At 65.8% G+C, this 21,552-nt stretch carries 24 protein-coding genes and 1 pseudogene; 9 read left to right on the plus strand and 16 right to left on the minus strand.

Translation table 11 applies throughout. The features are described from left to right. Window positions 1-47: 47 nt before the first annotated feature. From FL625_RS03055 to FL625_RS03115, 13 genes and pseudogenes are all read right to left on the minus strand, one after another. Window positions 48-272 (minus strand): hypothetical protein, encoded by a 225-nt coding sequence (locus tag FL625_RS03055; protein ID WP_160147720.1) that lies wholly within the window; start codon window positions 270-272, stop codon window positions 48-50. A gap of 201 nt (window positions 273-473) precedes the next feature. After that, window positions 474-1,265 carry a DUF1217 domain-containing protein gene (locus tag FL625_RS03060; RefSeq protein WP_149587171.1) on the minus strand — a complete coding sequence of 264 codons (792 nt, stop codon included), beginning with the start codon at window positions 1,263-1,265 and terminating at the stop codon, window positions 474-476. Beyond that, window positions 1,262-1,666 carry a flagellar biosynthesis repressor FlbT gene (flbT, locus tag FL625_RS03065; RefSeq protein WP_149587172.1) on the minus strand — a complete coding sequence of 135 codons (405 nt, stop codon included), beginning with the start codon at window positions 1,664-1,666 and terminating at the stop codon, window positions 1,262-1,264. The genes FL625_RS03060 and flbT overlap by 4 nt, the downstream gene beginning before the upstream one ends. After that, window positions 1,663-2,034: a flagellar biosynthesis regulator FlaF gene (gene flaF, locus FL625_RS03070; RefSeq protein ID WP_149587173.1), complete on the minus strand. Its 372-nt coding sequence runs from the start codon at window positions 2,032-2,034 to the stop codon at window positions 1,663-1,665. The genes flbT and flaF overlap by 4 nt, the downstream gene beginning before the upstream one ends. A gap of 71 nt (window positions 2,035-2,105) precedes the next feature. Continuing rightward, window positions 2,106-3,311 carry a flagellin N-terminal helical domain-containing protein gene (locus FL625_RS03075; RefSeq protein WP_149587174.1) on the minus strand — a complete coding sequence of 402 codons (1,206 nt, stop codon included), beginning with the start codon at window positions 3,309-3,311 and terminating at the stop codon, window positions 2,106-2,108. A gap of 228 nt (window positions 3,312-3,539) precedes the next feature. Beyond that, window positions 3,540-5,171, minus strand: a complete 1,632-nt coding sequence (locus tag FL625_RS03080; protein WP_149587175.1) for an AMP-binding protein — start codon at window positions 5,169-5,171, stop codon at window positions 3,540-3,542. Window positions 5,172-5,216: 45 nt separating this feature from the next. Continuing rightward, window positions 5,217-5,615 carry a RidA family protein gene (locus FL625_RS03085; RefSeq protein WP_149587176.1) on the minus strand — a complete coding sequence of 133 codons (399 nt, stop codon included), beginning with the start codon at window positions 5,613-5,615 and terminating at the stop codon, window positions 5,217-5,219. Then, window positions 5,612-6,019 (minus strand): acyl-CoA thioesterase, encoded by a 408-nt coding sequence (locus FL625_RS03090; RefSeq protein ID WP_149587177.1) that lies wholly within the window; start codon window positions 6,017-6,019, stop codon window positions 5,612-5,614. The genes FL625_RS03085 and FL625_RS03090 overlap by 4 nt, the downstream gene beginning before the upstream one ends. A 4-nt stretch (window positions 6,020-6,023) precedes the next feature. Further along, window positions 6,024-7,172 carry an acyl-CoA dehydrogenase family protein gene (locus FL625_RS03095; RefSeq protein ID WP_149587178.1) on the minus strand — a complete coding sequence of 383 codons (1,149 nt, stop codon included), beginning with the start codon at window positions 7,170-7,172 and terminating at the stop codon, window positions 6,024-6,026. 4 nt (window positions 7,173-7,176) lie between these two features. Then, window positions 7,177-8,004, minus strand: coding sequence for an enoyl-CoA hydratase family protein (locus FL625_RS03100; RefSeq protein WP_149587179.1), 828 nt, complete (start codon window positions 8,002-8,004; stop codon window positions 7,177-7,179). Further along, entirely contained in the window at window positions 8,001-8,432 is a 432-nt protein-coding gene (locus FL625_RS03105) for a MarR family winged helix-turn-helix transcriptional regulator (protein ID WP_149587180.1), read from the minus strand. The genes FL625_RS03100 and FL625_RS03105 overlap by 4 nt, the downstream gene beginning before the upstream one ends. Further along, complete coding sequence (locus tag FL625_RS03110) at window positions 8,429-9,181, minus strand: SDR family NAD(P)-dependent oxidoreductase (RefSeq protein WP_235019298.1); 753 nt, start codon at window positions 9,179-9,181, stop codon at window positions 8,429-8,431. Before FL625_RS03110 ends, FL625_RS03105 begins: the two co-directional genes overlap by 4 nt. An 8-nt stretch (window positions 9,182-9,189) precedes the next feature. Next, window positions 9,190-10,281 (minus strand): annotated as a pseudogene (locus tag FL625_RS03115) (FAD-dependent monooxygenase); the annotation flags it as partial. 104 nt (window positions 10,282-10,385) lie between these two features. Between FL625_RS03115 and FL625_RS03120 the strand changes: the two are divergent. The 3 genes from FL625_RS03120 to FL625_RS03130 are packed head-to-tail and all read left to right on the plus strand — an operon-like array spanning window position 10,386 to window position 13,446. Beyond that, window positions 10,386-11,141, plus strand: a complete 756-nt coding sequence (locus FL625_RS03120; RefSeq protein WP_149587181.1) for an enoyl-CoA hydratase-related protein — start codon at window positions 10,386-10,388, stop codon at window positions 11,139-11,141. 5 nt (window positions 11,142-11,146) lie between these two features. Further along, a complete protein-coding gene (locus tag FL625_RS03125) occupies window positions 11,147-12,271 on the plus strand; it encodes a 3-hydroxyacyl-CoA dehydrogenase (protein WP_149587182.1) in 1,125 nt (374 codons plus the stop codon). Further along, entirely contained in the window at window positions 12,268-13,446 is a 1,179-nt protein-coding gene (locus FL625_RS03130; RefSeq protein WP_149587183.1) for an acetyl-CoA C-acyltransferase, read from the plus strand. The genes FL625_RS03125 and FL625_RS03130 overlap by 4 nt, the downstream gene beginning before the upstream one ends. Before the next feature lie 69 nt (window positions 13,447-13,515). Here the strand turns inward: FL625_RS03130 and FL625_RS03135 are convergent, their stop codons facing one another. After that, on the minus strand, window positions 13,516-13,827 hold the full coding sequence (locus FL625_RS03135) for a hypothetical protein (protein WP_149587184.1): 312 nt from the start codon (window positions 13,825-13,827) through the stop codon (window positions 13,516-13,518). After that, window positions 13,814-14,086: a rod-binding protein gene (locus FL625_RS03140; protein WP_149587185.1), complete on the minus strand. Its 273-nt coding sequence runs from the start codon at window positions 14,084-14,086 to the stop codon at window positions 13,814-13,816. The genes FL625_RS03135 and FL625_RS03140 overlap by 14 nt, the downstream gene beginning before the upstream one ends. Before the next feature lie 107 nt (window positions 14,087-14,193). On the opposite strand from FL625_RS03140, the gene FL625_RS03145 reads away from it, so the two are divergent. Together FL625_RS03145 and FL625_RS03150 are read left to right on the plus strand one after the other, a co-directional pair. Continuing rightward, complete coding sequence (locus tag FL625_RS03145) at window positions 14,194-15,996, plus strand: flagellar hook-length control protein FliK (protein ID WP_149587186.1); 1,803 nt, start codon at window positions 14,194-14,196, stop codon at window positions 15,994-15,996. 7 nt (window positions 15,997-16,003) lie between these two features. Then, the gene (locus FL625_RS03150; RefSeq protein ID WP_149587187.1) at window positions 16,004-16,660 is read left to right on the plus strand and encodes a flagellar hook capping FlgD N-terminal domain-containing protein; all 657 of its coding nucleotides are present in this window, start codon (window positions 16,004-16,006) and stop codon (window positions 16,658-16,660) included. 159 nt (window positions 16,661-16,819) lie between these two features. Here the strand turns inward: FL625_RS03150 and FL625_RS03155 are convergent, their stop codons facing one another. After that, entirely contained in the window at window positions 16,820-17,647 is an 828-nt protein-coding gene (locus tag FL625_RS03155) for a helix-turn-helix transcriptional regulator (protein ID WP_160147721.1), read from the minus strand. Window positions 17,648-17,727: 80 nt separating this feature from the next. On the opposite strand from FL625_RS03155, the gene FL625_RS03160 reads away from it, so the two are divergent. From FL625_RS03160 to FL625_RS03175, 4 genes are read left to right on the plus strand one after another with little or no spacing between them, the layout of a single operon-like run. Then, a complete protein-coding gene (locus FL625_RS03160; protein ID WP_235019299.1) occupies window positions 17,728-18,783 on the plus strand; it encodes an ABC transporter ATP-binding protein in 1,056 nt (351 codons plus the stop codon). Then, window positions 18,783-19,700 carry an ABC transporter permease gene (locus tag FL625_RS03165; RefSeq protein WP_149587190.1) on the plus strand — a complete coding sequence of 306 codons (918 nt, stop codon included), beginning with the start codon at window positions 18,783-18,785 and terminating at the stop codon, window positions 19,698-19,700. Before FL625_RS03160 ends, FL625_RS03165 begins: the two co-directional genes overlap by 1 nt. Then, entirely contained in the window at window positions 19,697-20,497 is an 801-nt protein-coding gene (locus tag FL625_RS03170; protein WP_149587191.1) for an ABC transporter permease, read from the plus strand. The genes FL625_RS03165 and FL625_RS03170 overlap by 4 nt, the downstream gene beginning before the upstream one ends. Window positions 20,498-20,515: 18 nt before the next feature. Further along, window positions 20,516-21,532: an extracellular solute-binding protein gene (locus FL625_RS03175; RefSeq protein ID WP_149587192.1), complete on the plus strand. Its 1,017-nt coding sequence runs from the start codon at window positions 20,516-20,518 to the stop codon at window positions 21,530-21,532. The last annotated feature ends 20 nt before the right edge of the window (window positions 21,533-21,552 follow it).

The following is a 21,552-nucleotide window of genomic DNA, read 5'->3' on the forward strand; positions in this document are numbered from 1 at the left end:
CAATTGTCACCCGCCGGCTCTGGTTTCAGCTGGATGACTCTCGGGGGTCAGAGCACCACCTGCCGGAGGGCCGTTTGTTCCTCGTTCGCCTGGTAAACCACGCAGTCGATGAAGTTGAGCTTCCCGACCACATTCTGCGCAACGTACCAGAACAGGTCCTCCGTACTTGGGATCTGTATGAGGTCGACCGCGAACTGGTTCAGAGTTCGCAAGGTGGACGCTTCCATAGAAATCCCGTGGCGGTCCGATGTGGCGGTGGCTGGATGGCGCACTCTTCAGTTTCCCTCAGGGACACAGACTGGCGCACAGGTTAGGCAATGCCGTCAGTGTGGCAAAGGCAAATCGTCGTCACGGGCTGGCGGCGAGGCAGGTTGTTTCGCAGGAAGCGGCCGCGCCGGGCTCAATTCCAACAGTTCGCGCTCGGTTTTATGGGCCGATCCATCGTCCCGGCAACAGTCGCAGAGCCGGACGCGTTACCGCCGAAGCAGAGAGAGAGCGGCGGCGGCTGGCGAAAGAGCGGCCGCTTGATCCTGCATTTCCGATCTCAGGATGAACCTCCGGATCAAGGCATCAAGCTTGGCCGGGTCCCTGAACTGCACCAGGCCTGATGATCCAAAGGCGGCTTCGGTCTTGGCCTGGATGGTCGAGACTTGCTGGTCGATATCGATCGCGGCGAAGCTTTTCGGCAGGCCAAGGGCGGTCTGCATCATCTCTCGCAAGGGTGGATTACCAAGTAGACTGTACCATTTTGCCTTTTCACTGGTGGGCTTCCCGGCCAGATCCGGAATCTCCCGCTCGGCGTTCAAAGCCAGGCGATATGTGTTGTTCTGTGCGCCGATGTCCTTTTCGAAGCTTCTCGTGTGGTATTGCGAGAGGATTTCATCAGGAAAAGTCGAGATTCGTGTTCGAGGAACCGGGAAGTCGCCGTAGCCAAAGGCGGCGGCGAATTTCTGGTATTGCTTGTTGGCAAGCTTGTTCGCCAGACTGCCTTCCTTAAGCGTGCCACCCTCGAGAACCTTCTGGATGAATGCCTTGCTGTTCACGTCGCCCTCAAGGCCGAACGCCGTAAGGGCGATCCGCAGGAGCCGCTTGTCGCTGACCAGCTTTTCGGCGGTATCGGCCTTCCCGATCCTGTCACGAAAATAGGCTTCGTCCCGCTGTTGAACCGGAAGAGATTTCTGGACGGCCTGCTGCCGCTCCATCGTGCGCTTGAGGAAGACCCAGCCGGAATAGCCCGATTGCGGCAATACCGGCTGGAAGCTCACGCCCGTGCAGCGGCGAGGAGCCGCTCCTCCCGCGGTAGGAGGGCGCGCAGGGCCTTCAAGGCCTGGTAGTGATGATCCTCCATCACGGCACGGCTGGCGAGGGTCAGCTGGGTGCGGCTGTCATGATCGGTCAGGACCTGTGAAAGCTGCTCGATCCCGCGCAAGAGCTGCAGCCTGGCTTCCTCGGCATCAACGTCGCCTGTCAGCACAAGCTGCGCGATGTAGCAGACCCGGCGGACGGGGGTGTTGACTTCCTCCGGATGAATTGCGTCTCGCAAGCGCAGGATATTGGCGTTTGGCGTCATGATGGCGAGGCGCGACCGCTTCTCGCCGTTCTCGATCACGGCGCCGTTGATCAGAAAACGCTCATGCGGCCCGAGTTTGAGGACAAGACCGCTCATCTGCCACCGCCTTCGCCGCGCAAGCCACGCATGACGGCCATGTTGATGTCCACCAGAACCTCGACGCTGGCCTTGTCTTCCAGCACGGTCCGGCTGTGATGTGCGGTGAATTCATACAGGTAGAACAGCCGCGCGCGGAGGGCCGCCGGCAGCGTGTTTCCGGGCAGAGCGACGTCGGAAGCGAAGGTCGCCCAGAGTTGGATGTTGTCGGTCACGGCCCGCACCAGGGCGGGAAAATCGGTGGTTCGGGCAGCCCAGGCGCTGCGCAGCCGATGAGTGACCTGTGCAAGAAGATCGTACTCTACCGAGCGAAGCGACCGGGTCGGCGCTTCGGGTCGGGCGTAGCTGATCGCTGAATGGAAAGTCATGGGGTGTCCATCTGTTCGAAAGCCGGGGGTGAAGGAAGGCCGCGGGGATCAGTCCCCGCGGCCCGTTGCGCTTAGCGGAACAGAGACAGGAGACCCTGCGGCTGCTGGTTGGCGATCGAGAGGGCCTGGGTCGCCAGCTGCTGCTGCACTTGCAGCGCCTGCAGCCTGGCCGAGGCTTCCTCCATGTCGGTGTCGACCATGACGCCGATGCCGGTCTTGAGAGAGTCGGTGAGGTTGCTGACGAACTCGTTCTGGATGTCGATGCGCTTCTGCGACGAGCCGAAGGCGGCAGCCGCGTCGATCGAGGTCTGCAACATGCCCTCGATTGCATTGAGCGCGTTGGCCGGCTGGTTCACGACGTCGATCGTGTTCAGGCCGGCAAGGCCGCCGGTTCCCCGGGTGGTCCCGACGCTGATCGCCACGGATTGGTTGGTGTTGTTGGCAACCGTCAACGCCCCGGTGCCAAGGGTCAGGGTGAAGTCGCTGTCGGACAGGCCGTTCTGGGTCATCGCGTTCTTGAGCCCGGATACGAGCGAGTCGGCAGTGTCACCTTGCTGCACGATGTAGCTGCCAGAGACGGAGCCGATATTCAGCGTGATCTTGTCCCCGGCGATGATGCCGGTGAGGTTGCCGGGTGTTGCGGTCGGAGCATCGGCTGCAAGCGCCCCGGCCCCGCCCTGAAGGGTGAAGCCGTTCAGCGTGACCGGGGATCCGGTCACCACGTTTGCGGCCGACAAGGTTCCACCGCCCGCGGTCAACGCCGCGCCGGCATTGGTGGAGAGGTTCTGCGCCTGGACCGTGATGTTCGACGAGGTGACACCCGACTGGCTGCGGTCAAGCGAGGCCAGGACGTTCACCGAGGTCTGCGAACCGTCTACAAGGTTCAGACCATTGAATTGAGCGGCGCCCACGACCGACTCGATCTGGTCGGTCAGGGCATCGATATCGGCCTGGATCTTGGAGCGATCGACGTTTTCAGCCTGGGCGGCGACGATCTTGCCCTTCATCTCGGTCAGAAGCTTCGTGACCGATTCTGAAGCGTTACGGGCGACGGTCAGCGTGGCCGAGCCGACGGAGAGGCTGTCCGAAATGCCCTTGAACCCCTCCACATCGGACTCCATCACCTTGGAGATTGCCCACACCGCGGCATTGTCCTTGGCGGTGGCAACCGATTTGCCGGTCGAGATGTCGGCTTGGGTCTTGTTCAGGTTGGCGTTGATGCCCTTCATCGTCTGCAGGGCGACCATCGCACTGGTATTGGTCAGGATCGACGACATGTTTCAGTCCTTCACGCAGGGCCGCAGGTTTCACGGCCGGGAAAGCCACGAGGCGTGGCAGTTTGGGCGTTCTGTCCGTGCCGCCGGATCACCGGAAGCGCCGCCCCCTCATGAGGCGCGAGGACCATCAAGCGGCAAACCGCCTAATCAATTGCTAATCGGACCGGGCCAAATGCCCGGCATTTGATCCGTATTGGATGGGAAGCAGCCAGCGCGAGGGGATGGCTGTCAGGCCTTGGGAGCCGACTCGGACCGTAACTGGAACCGCTGGATCTTGCCGGTCTGCGTCTTGGGCAGGGCCTGGGTGAAGATCACGCTTCGCGGATACTTGAACGGGGCGATGACCCGTTTCACATGGTCCTGCAAGAGCTTGACCATCAGGGCATCGCCCTGATGACCCGGTGCGAGCACGACATGTGCCTCGACAATCTGCCCTCGCTCCGGGTCCGGGGCACCGACGACGGCACACTCCAGCACCGCCGGATGTTGCAACAGCGCCGCCTCGACCTCGGGACCGGCAATGTTGTAGCCGGCCGACAGGATCATGTCGTCGGTGCGGGCGGCAAAGTGGAAATAGCCGTCCTCGTCCTGCCAGAAGGCGTCGCCGGTCAGGTTCCAGCCGTCGCGCACATAGGCGCGCTGGCGCGAGTCGGCGAGATAGCGGCATCCGGTGGGGCCACGGACGGCAAGCCGACCGACCTCTCCCCGGGGCTTCTCGACCATCGCGTCATCCACGATCCGAGCCTCGTATCCCGTGACGGGCTTTCCGGTGCAGCCGGGGCGGTGATCGTCGAAGCGGTTATTGATGAAGATGTGCAGCATTTCGGTTGCGCCGATGCCGTCCAGCATCGGCTTGCCGGTCTTGGCGCGCCATTCTTCATGGACTGGCGCGGGCAGCGTCTCGCCCGCCGAGACAGCCGCCCGGAGCGAGGAGAGGTCGGCGCCTTCGTCCATCGCCTTCAGCATCACGCGGTAGGCGGTCGGCGCGGTGAAACAGATCGTCGCGCGGTGCTCCTCGATCATCGCCACCATGTTCGGCGGCGAGGCCTGTTCCAGAAGCGCGGCCGAAGCGCCGAAACGCAGGGGAAAGACCGCAAGCCCGCCGAGGCCGAAGGTGAAGGCGAGCGGCGGGCTGCCGATGAACACGTCGTCGGGCGTGACGCCGAGCACCTCGCGGGCGTAGCCGTCGGCAATGATCAGGAGGTCGCGGTGGAAGTGCATAGTGGCCTTCGGCTCGCCCGTGGTGCCCGAGGTGAAGCCCAGAAGCGCCACGTCGTCGCGGCCGGTGCGGACCGCCTCGAACCGCACGGGTTTCTTCAGCGCATGGCGGTCGAGTTCGGCATCATGGTTGGCGGTGCCGTCGAAGCCGATCACCGTCTTCAGGAACCGGCTGCCCTTGGCACAGAGGACCAGCTCCTCCATCAGCCGGGTGTCGCAGAGGGCGTGGCTGATCTCGGCCTTGTCCACGATCTTTGCCAGTTCTCCGGCCCGCAGCATCGGCATGGTGTTCACCACCACCGCCCCGGCCTTGGTCGCCGCCAGCCAACAGGCCACCATCGCCGGGTTGTTTGCCGAGCGGATCAGCACCCGGTTGCCGGGCCTGACCCCGTAGTCCTCGATCAGGACATGGGCGATGCGGTTGGTCCAGTCGGTCAGTTCCTTGTAGGTGCGGCTGCGGCCATTGCCGATCAGGGCGACGTGATCGCCGAAGCCCTTCTCGACCATGCGGTCGGTCAGTTCGACCGCGACGTTCAGGAACTCCGGGTAGTCGAAGCCGGTCAGATCAATCCGGGGCCATTCCTCTGCCGGCGGCAGCCGGTCGCGGGTGAAGCTGTCGAGATGTCCGGTCGGTCCAAGCATGGGGGCTCCTTTCGGGCGGTCCCGGACGCGCCGGGAGGGAGGATCTCAGTCGGGAACGATCGCGGTGGCCTCGATCTCGACCTTGGCGCGGTCCTCGATCAGGGCGACGACCTGGACCACGGCCATGGCCGGGTAGTGGCGACCGATGATCTCGCGGTAGATCCGGCCCAGCGCCTTGGGGTCGGCGAGGTATTCGGTCTTGTCGGTGATGTACCAGGTCAGACGGACCAGATGCTCGGGCCCGGCGCCGGCCTCGGCAAGGACGGCGACGACATTGCGCAGGGTCTGTTCGACCTGGCCGAGGAAATCGTCGGTCTCGAACTGGCAGTCCGCGTTCCAGCCGATCAGCCCGCCGGTCAGGACCATGCGCCCGCGCGCCGTGACCCCGTTGGCGTAGCCCTTCGCCGGCTTCCAGCCGGGCGGGTGCAGGAGGGTGATGCTCATGCTGTCTCCATGAAGGCTGCGATGCGGCCGCGCACATCCTGCGGCCAGGGCTGCGGGCGCCCGCTTTCGTTGATGTGGACCAGGGTCAGGCTGGAGGTCAGCCGGTGCTGTCCATCGCCATGGGCCTGCAGGGCAATGCCGACGGACGTGCGCCCCAGCCTGGTCACCGAAAGCCGCCAGTCGAGAAGGTCGTCCAGGCGAGAGGGGGCATGGAACACGGTCTCGACGGCGGCGGTCGGCACGCCGGTCCGGCTCGTCATCATCTGCCCGAAGGTCCGGCCCGCCACGTCGCGAAAGAAGTTCTCGATGACCGAGTTCATCATCTCGAAATAGCGCGGGTAAAAGACGATCCCGGCGGGATCGCAGTGGTTGAACTCGACGCGGATGCTGCGGTGATAGGTCATGCCGTCACGCTCCCAGAAGGCTGCGGGCGATCACGACGCGCTGCACGTCGCTGGCGCCCTCATAGATGCGCAGGGCGCGGATCTCGCGGTAGAGTTCCTCGACCTTGACGCCGTGCCGCACCCCGTCACCGCCATGCAGCTGCACGGCCATGTCGATGACCTCCTGCGCGGCCTCGGTGGCATACAGTTTGGCCATGGCGGCCTCGCGGCTGATCCGGGCGGCACCCTGATCCTTGGCCCAGGCGGCGCGATAGACGAGAAGCGCCGCGGCATCCAGTTTCAGCGCCATGTCGGCAAGATGCCCCTGCACCATCTGGAGCGCAGAGAGCGCCTCGCCCTGGATCCGTCGTGAGGTCACGCGGGACAGGGCCTCTTGCAGCGCGCGCCGGCCAAGGCCCAGCGCGGCGGCCCCGACCGTGGGGCGGAAGACATCCAGCACCGACATGGCCAACTTGAAGCCCTCGCCCGGGCGGCCGATCAGGGCCTCGTCGGGCAGATCCACGTCGGAAAGGTGCAGGGTGGCAAGCGGATGCGGCGCCATGACCTCGATCCGCTCGACCACGGAGAGGCCCGGTACGTCGGCGGGCATCAGGAAGGCAGACAGGCCGCGTGCGCCGGGTGCCTCGCCGGTACGGGCGAAGATCACATGGATGTCGGCGATGCCGCCGTTCGAGATGTAGGTCTTGGACCCGTTCAGACGCCAGCCGCCCTGGACCCGTTCCGCGATCGTCGCGGTTGCGGCGACGTCGGACCCTGACCCCGGCTCGGTCAACGCGAAGGCGGCAATGGCGGTGCCCGTGCGGGTCCGGTCCAGCCAGGCACGCTGGTCTGCCGTGCCGAACAGCGAGACCGCGCCCATGCCCAGACCCTGCATGGCAAAGGCGAAGTCGGCCAGCGCGTCGTGGTGGGCCAACGTCTCGCGGATCAGGCAGAGCGTGCGGACGTCCAGCCGCTCGCCCTCCGCCGCCCCGGTGTGACGCAGCCAGCCACCCGCGCCCAGCTGCGCGACCAGCGCCTTGCAGGCGGCGTCCACATCGTCATGCGCCACGGGCAGATGGGTGGCGCACCAGTCCTCCAACCGGGCGGCCAGATCGCGGTGGTGCGGCTCGAAGAAGGGCCAGTCGAGAAAGCTGCGGTCAACGGATCCGGCCATCGGTTCAATCCCCTCCGAACACGGGCTTTTCCTTCGCCACGAAGGCCCGGTAGGCCCGTTCGAAGTCCTTCGTCTGCATGCAGATCGCCTGGGCCTGTGCTTCGGCCTCGATCGCCTGGTCCAGACCCATGTTCCATTCCTGGTTCAGCTGGGTCTTGGTGATGCCATGGGCAAAGGTCGGCCCCGCCGCCAGTTGCCGGGCCAGGGACATCGCGGCCTCCTCCAGCGCCTCGGGGGCGTGCAGCGCGTTCCAGAAGCCCCAGGCATGGCCTTCTTCGGCCCGCATCGTGCGCCCGGTATAAAGAAGCTCTGCCGCCCGTCCCTGCCCGATGATGCGCGGCAGCATGGCGCAGGCGCCCATGTCGCAGCCGGCCAGCCCGACACGGGTGAACAGGAAGGCGCATTTCGCATCCGGCGTTGCCAGCCGCAGGTCCGAGGCCATGGCCAGGATCGCCCCAGCCCCCACCGCCACTCCGTCCACCGCCGCGATGACCGGTTTGCCGCAGCCGATCATCGCCTTGACCAGATCCCCGGTCATCCGGGTGAAGGCCAGCAGGTCCTTCATCTCCATCCCGATCAGCGGGCCGATGATGTCATGCACGTCGCCGCCGGAACAGAAGTTGCCGCCGTTCGAGGCCAGCACCACCACAGCCACATCTGTTGCATAGGGCAGGGCCCGGAAAAGGTCGCGCAGTTCGGCATAGCTGTCGAAGGTCAGCGGGTTCTTCCGGTCCGGGCGGTTCAGCCGGATGGTGCCGATCCGGTCGCGGACCTGCCACAGGAAATGCGCGAGCTTCAGATTGGAAAGCTCGGTGCGGGTCAGCTGACTCATCGCTTCGTCGCCCTTTTCAGGATTTCGGTCAGCGCGTCCACATCGGCGTCGCTGAGGGTGGAGAAGATCCGGGCCACTTCGGCCTCATGCTCGCGGGCTAGCGTCTCGAAATGCGCCAGACCTTCGGCCGTGAGCGATACGAGCACGGTGCGCCGGTCGCTTTCCGACGGGTGCCGGACGACCAGACCGTCCGCCTCCAGCCGGTCCACCACCGCAGTCACGTTGCCGTTCGAGACCAGGAGCATCCGGCTCAACTCGCTCATGCTGCAGGGCTCGCGCCGGCGATAGAGCGTGGCCATCACGTCGAAGCGGGGCAGGGTGGAGCCATGCCGCACGCGCAGGAACTCGCGCAGTTCGGCCTCGGCCGAGCGGGTGACGGAGAGAAGCCGGATCCACAGCTTCAGGCGGCGCTTGGTCCCCTCGCTCATGCCTCTCCTCCCGAGATGGCGATGGCCTGCCCGTTGATCCCCTCGGCCCCCGCGCTGCAAAGCCAGAGCGCGGCCGACGTCACCTCGGCCGGCCGGATCAGTCGGCGCTGCGGGTTGTGGGCGGCGAGCGTCTGCCGCGCGGCCTCGGCGCTCATGCCGGTCTTCTGCATGATGGTATCGACCGAACGATCCGTCATCTCGGTGTCGAGAAACCCGGGGCAGAGCGCGTTGACCGTGACGGGCTTGCGCGCCACTTCCAGCGCGAGCGACCGCACCAGTCCCACCACGCCATGCTTGGCGGCAGCGTAAGGCGCGACATAGGGATAGCCCTTCAACCCGGCGGTCGAGGCGACGGCAATCAGCCGCCCCCAGTCGGCAATCTGGGCAAGACCCTCGCGGAAGGTCAGGAAGACGCCGGTCAGGTTGACCGCCAGCATCGCGTTCCAGTCCTGAAGCGTGGTCCTGCCGAAAGGTGCGCTGCTCGCCGCCCCGGCATTGGCGATCACCACGTCGCAGCGCCCCGCCTCGGCAAACAGCCGTTCCACCTGGATCTCGTCCGTCACATCGGCCAGAAGCACGCGCGCCCCGGTCGCCTCGGCCACGGCGCGCAGCGGTGCCTCGCGGCGGCCGCAGATCACCACCTCGGCTCCGGCCGCCGCGAAACCGCGCGCGAGGTCGGCCCCGACCCCGGTTCCGCCGCCGGTGATCAGGACGCGCCGGCAGCGCGGATCGAGCATGCCACCCGTCATGCGCGGATCTCGTGGCTGATCCGCTGCGAGCGGGTCAGCAGCGAATAGGCGAACTGGATCGGCGGCATGTCGAGATAACGCTCGACCTGCTCGAACCATTCCAGGCTGTTGCGCGCCGCCGATTGCAGGCGCAGCACTTCGAGCCGGCGTTCCTCCTGATAGCGGCGGAAGGCGTCTTCCATGCTGGGCTCGGAGTGCAGGTAATCGGCCAGCGCGATGGCGCTGTCGAAGGCCAGCCGCGTGCCCGAACCGATCGAAAAATGCCCGGTCGCCGCCGCGTCGCCCATCAGGACGACGTTCTCGTGGTACCACTTCTCGCAGATCACCCGCGGGAACTGGATCCAGACCGCCGAGCCGCGCAGGTGGGCGGCGTTCGACATCAGGTCATGCCCGCCGAGGTGACGTTCGAAAATCCTGCGGCAAGTCTCGACCGTCTCCTCCTTGGTCATCCCGGCAAAGCCGAAGCGGTCCCAGGTCTCGGGCAGGGTCTCGACGATGAAGGTCGCGGTGTTGTCGTCGAACTGGTAGACATGGGCCCAGACCCAACCATGTTCGGTCCTTTCGAAAATGAAGGTGAAGGCATCGTCGAACTTCTGGTGCGTGCCCAGCCAGACGAACTTGCAGCGGCGCACGTCGATATCGGGGCGGAAGGTGTCGCTGTATTCCTGCCGCACCAGGCTGTTGATCCCGTCGCAGCCGACCACGATGTCATAGTCCCGCCGATACTCCTCGGCCGACTTGAAGGTGGTCTCGAATTCAAGCTTCACGCCCAGCTCGCGCGCGCGGGCCTGCAACAGGATCAGCATCGCCTTGCGGCCGATCCCGGCAAAGCCATGGCCGCCCGAAACGGTGCGCACGCCGTCGTGGACCACGGCGATATCGTCCCAATAGGCGAAGTTCGACCGTATCGCCTCGGTCGAGACAGGGTCGTTCTTCTGCATCCGGCTCAGGGCGTCCTCGGACAGGACCACTCCCCAGCCGAAGGTGTCATTCGCGCGGTTCCGTTCCAGCACGGTCACGTCATGGGACGGATCGCGCAGCTTCATCGAGATCGCGAAATACAGACCGGCCGGCCCGCCGCCGAGGCAAAGTATCTTCATCACCCGGTGCTCCTGTTTGCCCGCAAGTTTGGCAGGTCGGCCAGCAATTTCAAGCTTAAAACTTTTATGCTTGAAAATCTCCGGACTTGTTCCATTCTGCGCCCATGGACCACCTGCTGGAGATCGACGAAGGCGCATGGGTGCGGCTGGTGCTGAACCGGCCGGCCGCCCGGAATGCGCTGAACACCGCCCTGCTGGGCGATCTGGCGGCAGCCCTTCGGCGGCTTGCCGACGTGCCGGATTGCCGGGCGGTCCTGATCCAGGGCGCCGAGGGCAATTTCGCGGCCGGGGCCGACATCGCCGAGATCGAGACCCGCACCACAGCCGATGCCGCGACCGATCCGCGCAAGGCGCATTGGGCGGCGATTCGCACCTTCCCGAAGCCACTTGTCGCCGCCATCGAGGGCTTTGCGCTGGGCGGCGGGCTGGAACTTGCCCTGATGGCGGATCTGATGGTGGTCGGGGATACGGCCCGGCTGGGCCTGCCCGAAACCAGCCTCGGGTTGATCCCAGGTGCCGGCGGCGGCCAGCGGCTTCTGTCCCGGATCGGCCCGGCTCGGGCGGCGCGGATGGTGCTGACCGGAGAGATCATCGACGCCGACACGGCCCATGCCTGGGGCATCGCCTCGCACCGAACGGCCGATGCCGTGGCCGAAGGCGCGGCCCTGACAGCACGGCTGGCCGAACGTGCGCCGCTGGCCTTGCGGGCGGCCAAGGCGGCGCTCGTTGCGGGGGCGGAGGCACACCTTGCCTTCGCCGAGGAGCGCGCGGGTTTCGAGGCGCTTCTGTCCTCGGCCGACAAGCAGGAAGGCATCCATGCCTTCCGCGCGCGTCGCAAACCCGACTTCCAGGGCAGGTGAGACGCATGGAACCCGCAACCGTCGGTGTCGTCGGCCTTGGAACGATGGGGATCGGCATCGTGCAGGTCTTCGCGGCGGCCGGATACCGGGTGCTGGCGACCGACAGTCACGCACCTGCCCGCGACAGCGCCCTGGACCGGATTGCGGCCGCCCTGGCCTCGCGAGTCGCGGCCGGCAAGCTGACCGAGGCGGAGCGCGCCGAGACGCTTGCACGGGTCCAACTGGTCGAAAACCCCGGGCAGATGGGGGAGGCCGAGTTGGCCATCGAAGCGGTGGTCGAGGATCTGACAGCCAAGCAGGCGATCTTCGCGGCACTTGAACGGGTGATGGCGCCGGATGCCGTTCTGGCCAGCAACACCTCGTCGCTTTCGATTGCCGCGCTTGCGAAGGGTCTGGTCCGGCCCGAGCGGCTGCTCGGCCTGCATTTCTTCAACCCGGCCCCTGCGATGAGACTGGTCGAACTCGTCCCGCATTCCGGCACGTCCGACCCGGCGCTGCAGAAGGTCCGGGCCCTGATGCATCCTGCGGGCAAGACCCTGATCGACAGTCCAGATTGCCCCGGCTTCATCGTGAACCGCTGCGCGCGTCCGTTCTACGGCGAGGCGCTGGCCCTGCTGGAGGAGGGTCGCACTGCTACCGAGGTGGATGCGGCGATGCTGACGGCGGGATACCGGATGGGTCCGTTCTCGCTGATCGACCTGGTCGGCGCCGACATCAACCTTGCCGCGACCGAGGGGCTCAACCGGGCCATGGGCGGGCATCCGCGCTATCACGTCTTTGCGGCGTTGCGTGCGCAGGTCGCCAGCGGCAATCTCGGGCGCAAGACGGGCAGGGGCTTCGTCTTTCCCGATCCGCCGGCCTCCCCGCCGTCCGATGCCACCGCCATCGTCCTGCGGATCGAAGCAACGCTGGCGAACGAGGCGGGCTGGCTTCTGGCCGAGGGTGGCGTTCAGCGCGAGGGGATCGACACCGCGATGAAGCTTGGGCTGAACCTGCCGCGCGGACCCTTCGAATGCCTGCGCGCGCATGGCACCGCAACGATCCTCGCGGAACTGGAACGCCTCGAGCGCCTGGCCCCTGCGCATCTGCGCGGGCGCTATCTGCCCGCACCGGAGCTTGATGCCGCATGACCCGAGACGTCTTCCTCTGCACCATGCGCCGCACGCCGATCGGCCGCTATGGTGGCGCCCTCGCCAGCCTGCGCCCGGACGACATGGCGGCCCTGGTGATCGACGGCCTTCTCGACCTCTGCCCCGACCTGCCGGTGGACGAGGTGATCTTCGGTTGCGCCAACCAGGCGGGCGAGGACAACCGGAATGTCGCGCGCATGGCCGTGCTCCTTTCCCGCCTGCCGGAAACCGTGCCCGCACTGACCGTCAACCGGCTCTGTGCCTCGGGCATGGATGCGGTGATCGCCGGCGCGCGCGCGATCCGCGACGGGGCGGACATCGTCATTGCCGGCGGCGTCGAAAGCATGAGCCGCGCTCCTTTCGTGATGCCGAAGGCCGAAGCCGCCTTTTCCCGGCAGGCGGAGATTCACGACACCACGATCGGCTGGCGTTTCGTGAACCAGCGTATCGCAAGGCTATATGGCATCGAGTCCATGCCCGAAACCGCCGAGAACGTGGCGCAGGACTTTGCGGTCAGCCGCGCCGACCAGGACGGCTATGCGCTGCGCTCGCAACTGCGCTATGACGCGGCCTGGCATCGGTCCGACATCCTGCCGGTGACCCTCCGCACCCGGTCGGGCGACACGGTCGTCAGCGCGGACGAGCATCCGCGCGTCACCTCTGCGGACCGCCTCGCGGCACTGCCAACCCCGTTCCGGGACGGCGGGACGGTAACGGCGGGCAATGCCGCCGGTGTCAATGATGGCGCCGCCGCCGTGCTTCTGGCATCGGCTACGGGGTTGCAGAGGACGGGCCTCACGCCCCTGGCCCGCATCGGTCGCGCTGCCGCCGCCGGCGTAGCCCCAAGGATCATGGGTGTCGGCCCGGTTGCGGCGGTCGAACGGCTGGTGGCAGCGGGCGCCAGACCGCCCGCAGAGCAGGACGCAATCGAACTCAACGAGGCCTTTGCCGCCCAGGTGCTGGCCTGCACCCGCGCCTGGGGGCTGGACGACTCCGACCCGCGGCTGAACGCATATGGTGGCGGGATCAGCATGGGGCATCCGCTGGGGATGTCCGGCGCGCGCATTGTGGCAACGGCGGCGAGGCGTCTGGCGGAATCGAACGGCAGGTCTGCACTGGCAACGCTTTGCGTCGGGGTCGGTCAGGGCGTGGCTGTCGAGCTTCTGCCCGCCTGAAACCCGGCGGATCACCCGGTGGCCATCCGCCCGCGCAAGTCATTCTCGCCAGGGTTGGCCGCGAGCTGCTCAGACGCGGTATGTCCGCTCGGCACCTCGCACGGTGATCTGCGCTTTCTGGCCGCGCGCATTGTAGGTGGTCAGTTCCCTGCCCTGCGTGATTTCGGACAATCGGAGCCTTGCCGCCCTGACGCCCCGTCCGGCCGCCTCGATCAGCCGGGCATTCCGCCGGGCCTTGGCCAGTATCGGCTCTGCCAGTCGCGCGTCTTCCGCCGCAAGGCTGATGGCCTCGACCTGCGGCGCAAGTTCGGACAGCGTCACGAAATCGCCTGCGGTCAAGGCCGCTGCAACGGCATCAAGAAGGCTGTCAAGCCGTTCCATTCTCTGCCTCCGTCATCGCCTTGAAGATGAGTTCCGCCAGCCCGAGGCCGCCACCCTGCACGATCAGTCTCGCCTGCTCCTGGCGCAGGAACGAGGCGAACTGCGCCTCACCCTGCCCGCCTCCGAAAGCGCCGTCGAGTTCGCCGAGGCCCGAATGCCCCAGCATCTCGGACAGGAATGTCGCCTCCAGCTCCTTTGCCTTTGTCATGAGAAGGACTTCGCGCGCAGGCGCCGTGCCGCTGATCGGGGGAATGTCCATCGCATGCTCCTGAAAGCTCGAATTTTCGCCAGCATCCGGCAAGCGGGTAAAGAATGGGTAACTTCTGCACCGGATAACGGTGGCACAGCGGCAAACGTCGTGAATCCATGCAGAACGCACTCATCATCGGGCCGATCGCAGTTTCCTTTACGGAAGCCGGGTTCATCCAAACCCGGCACGATGGCCAGGCATTTGCGGACAGCTTTTGCGAAACTCTTGTCCACCCGGGCCCGACCGATCCGGAAACCGACAATTCCCTGCCCGCCCCCGGGGTGTTCTTCTGGAATGACGGCCTGCTTTCCACGGCCTTGCGGGATTGGACGCGCCCACACACGGATGCTCCTCGGGTTGCGTCAGACGCCGACCTGCCGTCCGCGCCGACGGCGCTTGCGGGCACCCTGTTGGCCATCGAAGCCCGGACAGGGCCCGATTGGGGAAGCGCGGATCCGGAGGCAACGCCTTCGGGTCACGGAACAGAGGCCGCCAGCGGCGCGCCAGAGGGGGAAGCGGCAAACAGCCCAGTTCTGCTGCGGGCCACAGCCGGTGCAGTGCCGATCCGCGAGAGTCTGATCCCCCCTGGTGACCTCTACGCTGCCATCCCGATTCTCGAAGGACGCGGGCACGCGCTTCTGTCATCCGAGACTGCGGCTCCGCTGTTTGCATCACTCGACAGGGCAGACGGTTTGCCGTCAACGCTCGCACTGGCCGAGATCGCCCCGGCCGGCGACAAGGCCGCCGATGGAGAAAGGTCTCTCCCCATGGTCGCTGACGACAGGCCACGAAGGGATGGACAAGCCACCGACCCGGTTGCCCTGCAGCGCTCTGAGACCGGAGCGATCAACCAGATCCGCCAGATGAACACCGGCCGGTCCGAAGAGATTGCCGCGGCCAGGCTGCCGACATCAGGGCTCGCGGTGGTCGAAGCGGAAGAGCATCACCCGGTTGCTGGCGCTTCGAACCAGCCGCCTGATCCCTGGGGGAAACAAGCCGCAGGACAGTCGGCCGCTCCGGGAGGCAGTCGGTCCGAACCGGACGTGGCCTTGCCGCGTTTCCCGGCGGAAACGGGAACCGGGCCGTCCTTCGACGCGAGGTCCGAGCCCGATGAACCCGCCTCATCCCCTTCGGTTACGGGCAGTTTCTGGGAACGGGTTTTCCATGACGCAACCAAGGCGCAGGCCGCTGGCGCACAGCAGCCGTCTACGGACGGCGAGGCCATCCCGTTGCCGGTCGCAACTTCTACGGCTCATGCGGCAGACAAGGATCAGACCGTTGCGTCCATTGCGCCCGCGCAAGTAGACAGTACATGGCCGCCGGATCCGACCGAAATCGCTGGCCCTGCAACGCAAACCGCCGCGGTTTCGCAGGCCGACCTCGTTTCGCGGCTCGTGGTCGAAGCTTGGCCCGACCCGGGTTCCCTAACAGCGGCCACAACGGATGCGATAGCTGTATCCGGCGTGTCGGCACCGTCCTCGGGGCCAGCAAGTCAGGCCGCGGCGTCATCGCCCGTTTTCCTTCCGGTTCCGCAGGTGGCCACCCAGGTCGCTGCCGTCCTTCGCCGGACTGCCGGTGGCGCTGCGGAACTATCGCTTGCCCCGATCGAACTTGGCCGCGTCCGGCTGCGGATCGAGCCCGACGCGAGGGATCCAGACCGATTGCTGATCCTGATCAACGTCGAACGCCCCGAGACGCTGGAGCTTTTCCGACGCCATGCGGCCGAGCTCGCCGAGGCGATCCGAAGCGCGGGCTACGCGGGGTCCAGCATCGACTTCGGGCAACAAGGCCAGGGAAACCGGCGCGAAGCAGGACGCGATGATCGGCCCAGCCTCGCCGCGCCGGAGTCCCGCGACATGGAGCGCGGGCAGCTTCCTTTCCGCAATGTCACCGGGGAAACCCTAGATCTCAGATTGTAAGGCTACCATGGACATCTCATCCGTCAGTTCCGCGACGACCGCAACGCAGGCACCCGCAGCGGCATCGAAGATCACTTCGGATTTCAATACGTTCTTGCGGATGCTCACGGTGCAGATGCAGAATCAGGACCCGCTGAAGCCGATCGACTCGGCTGACTACGCAGTTCAGCTGGCGACCTTTTCCGGGGTCGAGCAGCAGGTGCGCACCAATCAGCTGCTGGCCGACCTGCAAGGCCGGTTCCAGCAGCTGGGCATGGCCGAAATGGCCAGCTGGGTGGGCAAGGAGGCGCGGTCGGACGCACCGGTCCTTTACGAGGGCTCTCCGGTCACGTTGTCGCCGAATCCGGCAGTCGGGTCCGACCGCGCCGTGCTCGTGGTGCGGGACGAGGCCGGAAACCTGGTATCGCGCGAGGAGATCCCGGTAAGCACCGAGCCCTATCAGTGGCTTGGTGCCGGCATGGACGGCGCACCCCTGCCGACCGGCATCTACTCGATCACTCTCGAAAGCATGAGGGGAGAGACCCGGATCGACGCCCGCCCGATCGAGCACTACGCCCTGGTGACGGAAGCCAAGGGAGGCAGCGCAGGAACGACCCTCGTCCTCCGCGGCGGGATCGAAGTCGCAGCAACTGATGTGACCGCACTGCGAAACCCGAAAGGTTGAGCCGGCCCTTTAAGCGGGTGCCCCGGCCATCGGATCCACCTGGGCGGGCCACTTCCGTATTGTCGGCATGAACCTGACCTGGGCCTGGCGGGAACCCGTGCTGAACACGATCCTCGACGCCTTGGGCGGGTCTCGCAGCATCGATGATCGTGCGCGCAGTCACTCGCGAAATCTGGCTTCAGCCGCTTGAGGTTCCTTCCGTTCCCCCAAAAGTGGCATCAGGAGGCCGAAAAGCTCGGCCTGGCTCGAAAGCCCGCAGCGAGCATAAAGTTGGCGACGGAACACCTTGACGGTCTGCGGGCTTATCTGGAGCTGCAGGGCGATCGAGGCGGTAGAGTGGCCTTGCAGGATCAGGAGCGCGACCTCGACCTGCCGGGGGGTCAGCCGGATGTCTGCCTCTGCCAGGCGATCCCGGATCTGCCGGGTCACCGCTTCCGGGGGTGAACCAGCGGCGGCAAGTCCGGACCAGTGTTCCTCGGCAAGTGCCACGACGACAGGCGAGATTCTCTGGCAGGTTTCGAAGGCGCGGGCCTCGAACGGGCGGCGCGACTGACCGTCCCGGCCGAGACACAGGTTCAACGTGACACCGTGCGCCGGATAGGCGACGAAAGTCAGTTCATCGACCAGCGTAGTCTGGCGGTAGTAGTCATTGAAATAGCGGCTGCGCTGAAAGGCATCGGGGGCGACATCCGAAAGCCGGTAAAGCCCTGGCGGCACCCGCGCGAGGTGCAGCGCATGATAGGGATCAAGCAGATAGGCGCCGCCCAGGTAGGTGCTGTCAAGTTGCCCGAAGACTGGGCTTCCGGGGGCCGAGTGACGAAACATGACCTGCGGAGCGACCCCGTCGCGATAGGCCAGGACGATCAGGTTGTCGGGTGCAACTGCCCGGTGGAACCAGGCCCAGAGTGCGCTTTCGAACCCCGGACGGCCCAGGCGCCGCACGGCCTCGGCAAGAGCCTCCTCGGCACAATTGGGTTGCGCCCGCATCATACCTCTCTGGGGGTATATACCACCGGAAACCGGGCCGGCTATGCTTTTCAGATAGCTGTGGGGGTATGGATGCGTCAATGACGGATGCGGTGGATCTGCGAGGTGTGGTCAAGCGCTACGGAACCGTCACCGCGCTGCACGGGGTGACGCTGAGCATCGCGGACAACGAATTCTTCACGCTTCTCGGACCGTCTGGTTGCGGTAAGACCACGCTTCTGCGCCTGATAGCGGGCTTCGAGGATATTTCGGAAGGCGAAATCCGTCTCTTCGGCCACGACATCGCCCGGCTGGAGCCGAACCAGCGTCCGGTGAACACCGTCTTCCAGAATTACGCCCTGTTTCCGCACATGTCGGTGCTGGATAACGTGGCCTTCGGGCTGAAGATGAAGGGGGTGGACCCTGCCGCCCGCCGGGCACGGGCGGGCCGGATGCTGGAAATGGTGCATCTTTCCGCCTTCGCCGAGCGGCTTCCGGCCCAGCTTTCCGGCGGCCAGCAGCAGCGCGTGGCGCTGGCCCGGGCACTGGCCCCGGAGCCGAAGGTCCTGCTGCTGGACGAGCCGCTGTCGGCACTGGACCTCAAGCTGCGCCAGGCGATGCGGGTCGAGTTGAAGCAGTTGCAGGAAGAGACCGGGATCACCTTCATCTTCGTCACGCACGACCAGGAAGAGGCGCTCACCATGTCGGACCGGATCGCGGTGATGAGCGCGGGCCGGGTGCAGCAGATCGGCACGGCGCGCGAAATCTACGAGGCGCCGGTGAACCGTTTCGTCGCCGACTTCATCGGCGAGACCAACCTGCTGGAGGTCGAGGTCGCCTCCGTGTCGGATGGCCGGGCGACAGTCATCCTGCCCGGCGGTGCGCGGATCACCTGTCCGTCCTCCAGCATGACCGGGGGACGGCATCACCTGTCGATCCGCCCCGAACGCCTGACGATTTCGGACAGGGCCGAGCTGATGGCGAACGTGGAACGGGTGGTCTATCTGGGGACGGACCTTCAGGTGATCGCCCATCTCGATGGCGGCCAGCCGATCACGTTGCGGCTCCAGAATGCCGCCCGCACAAGCCTTCCTGAACCCGGCCAACGCATCGGCCTGCATCTGGAGGAAGGCGGCGCCCGCCTTCTGGCCGACTGATGGCCGGGCCCGGTCGCACCACACCCGCTGGCGACGCGACATACCGCGAGCTCGTGCGCCCGCTCCTGTTGCCCAGCTGGCTGGTGATCGGCATCCTGATGGTGCTGCCGGTCGCCCTCATGGCGGTCTATTCCTTCCTGACGCGAGAGTTCCGCGGTGGCGTGATCTGGGAGTTCACGCTGGCCGCCTATGACCAGTTCTTCTTCGACCGCGGCCTGTTCGGCGACGAGCCGCCGCGGATCGAATGGACCTACATCACGATCTTCTGGCGTTCCATCTGGCAGGCGGGGCTGGCGACGCTCATGTGCCTGGTCATCGGCTTCCCGACCGCCTGGTTCATCGCAACGCGGCCGGCGCGGACCCGCGGGATCTGGCTGTTCCTGATCACCATACCCTACTGGGTGAACCTGCTGATCCGCACCGTTTCGCTGCGGTTCCTGTTGCGCGACACCGGGCCGATGAACGGCGCGCTGCAATCGCTGGGCCTGATCGACGCGCCTTTGCCGATCATCAATACCAACCTCGCGGTGCAGATCGGACTGTTCTACAGCTATCTGCCCTTCATGGTCCTGCCGATCTATGCCGCGGTCGAACGCTACAACTTCGCGCTGTCCGAGGCCGCCGCCGATCTCTACGCCAGCCGCTGGGCCACCCTGCGCGAGATCGTGCTGCCGGTGGTCAAGCCCGGCATCGTCGCCGGCTGCATCCTGGTCTTCATCCCCTCGCTCGGCGCTTTCCTTGCGCCAGACCTGTTGGGCGGGGCCAAGACCTTCATGATCGGCAGCCTGATCGACGAGCAGTTCCGGGGCAGCCAGGGCAACTGGCCCTTCGGCGCCGCGGCGGCAATGATCCTGATGACGCTCGTCCTTTTCGTGCTCCTGATCTACGCCCGCGCGCAGGGGAGGGCCCCGCGATGAAGGGCGTGCGGCATTATCCCGGTTTCCTTGCCTTGACGATCCTCTGTCTGGCCGTGCTCTACGCACCGCTGATCGTGGTGGCGATCTACAGCTTCAACGCCTCGACCTCGATCACCAGCTGGGGCGGCTTTTCCCTGCGCTGGTATGGCGAGGTGTTCACCGGACGCGAGGCCGCGCGCTTCGGACAGGCGGCCTGGAACTCGATCACGATCGCGCTGATCGCCTCGACGGTCGCAACGGTGATCGCGACCGCGGCCGCGCTGGCCATGGTCCGGGGCGGGGCTTTCCGCGGGCGTCAGGCGAGTTTCGCGCTGATCAACCTGCCGCTGATGGTGCCGGAAATCGTGATCGCCGTGGCCACGCTGATCTTCTTTTCAGCCATCGGGCTGACCATGGGCTACCTGACGATCCTTCTGGCCCACATCACCTTCTGCATCCCCTTCGCCTATCTGCCCATCGCCGCACGGCTGGAGGGGATCGAGGCCACCTACGAACAGGCCGCCCGCGACCTCTATGCCACCCGCGCGCAGGCCTTCCGCCTGATCCTTCTGCCGCTGATGATGCCCGGCATAGTCTCGGGCTGGCTGCTGGCCTTCATCATCAGCCTCGACGACTTCATCATCACCAATTTCGTCAAGGGCGCCGGGATGGAGACGCTGCCCACCGCGATCTTCGGGTCGGTGAAACAGGGGATCAAGCCGAACATCATGGCCCTGTCCACGCTGATGCTGCTGGTCAGCGTGCTTTTTGTCACCGCCGCCTATCTGATCAACCGCAAGGGCCGCCAGACGCCCTGAACTCAACAGGAGAGACCGATGAAACGCCTGCTCGCATTGACCGCCTTCCTCGCCACGCCCGCCCTCGCCGAAGGCGAGCTGAAGGTCTATCACTGGTTCGAATACATCCCCGACGACCTCGTGCAGAAGTTCGAGGCCGAGACCGGGATCAAGGTCACGATCGACACCTACGATTCGAACGAGGCAATGCTTGCCGCGCTGAAGGCCGGGAAGCTGGGCCAGTATGACGTGGCGGTGCCGGGCGACTACATGGTCAAGATCATGGCCAACGAGGGGATCCTTGACAGCTTCACTCCCGAGGAACTGCCGAACTTCGGCAACATCGAGCCGCAGTGGCTGGACGTGCCCTTCGATCCGGGCCGCAAGCATTCGATCCCCTACCAGTGGGGATCCACGGCCTTTTCGGTGAACCGGGATGTCTACAAGGGTGACATCTCCAGCCTGTCGATCATCTTCGACCCGCCGGAAGAGCTGCGCGGCAGGATCAACGTGCTGGACAGCCAGGGCGAGGTGCTGACGCTGGGCTCGATCTATCTTGGCATCCCGCAATGCACCCAGGACCGCGACCAGCTGAAGGCGCTGAACGACATGCTCCTGGCCGCCAAGCCGCACTGGGCCAGCTTCGGCTCGGACATCGCCAAGGATGTGCTCGTCTCGGGCGATGCGGCGGCGGGGATGATCTACAACGGCTTTTCTGCCAAGGCCCGGGCCGAGGGCGCGAATGTGGAATACGCCTTTCCCAAAGAGGGTTACGTCGTCTGGATGGACAACGTGGTCCTGCTGAAGGATGCCCCGAACCGGGAAAACGCGCTGAAGTTCATGAACTTCCTCCTCGATCCCGAGAATGCGGCCGCCGTCACCAATTACGCCGCCTACAGCGCCGGGGTGAAGGGGGTGGAGCCGTTCCTTGCGCCCGAGATCTCGGGCAGCCCGGAGAACAACCCGCCCGAGGGCCAGAAGGGCTTCTTCATCGAGGCCTGCGACGAGGCGACCCAGCGCCTCTACGACGCGATCTGGACGAACCTGAAGAAGTGACACCCCGCCGCTCCTCGGCC

Source organism: Tabrizicola flagellatus, assembly GCF_008271465.1.
Classification (GTDB): domain Bacteria; phylum Pseudomonadota; class Alphaproteobacteria; order Rhodobacterales; family Rhodobacteraceae; genus Tabrizicola; species Tabrizicola flagellata.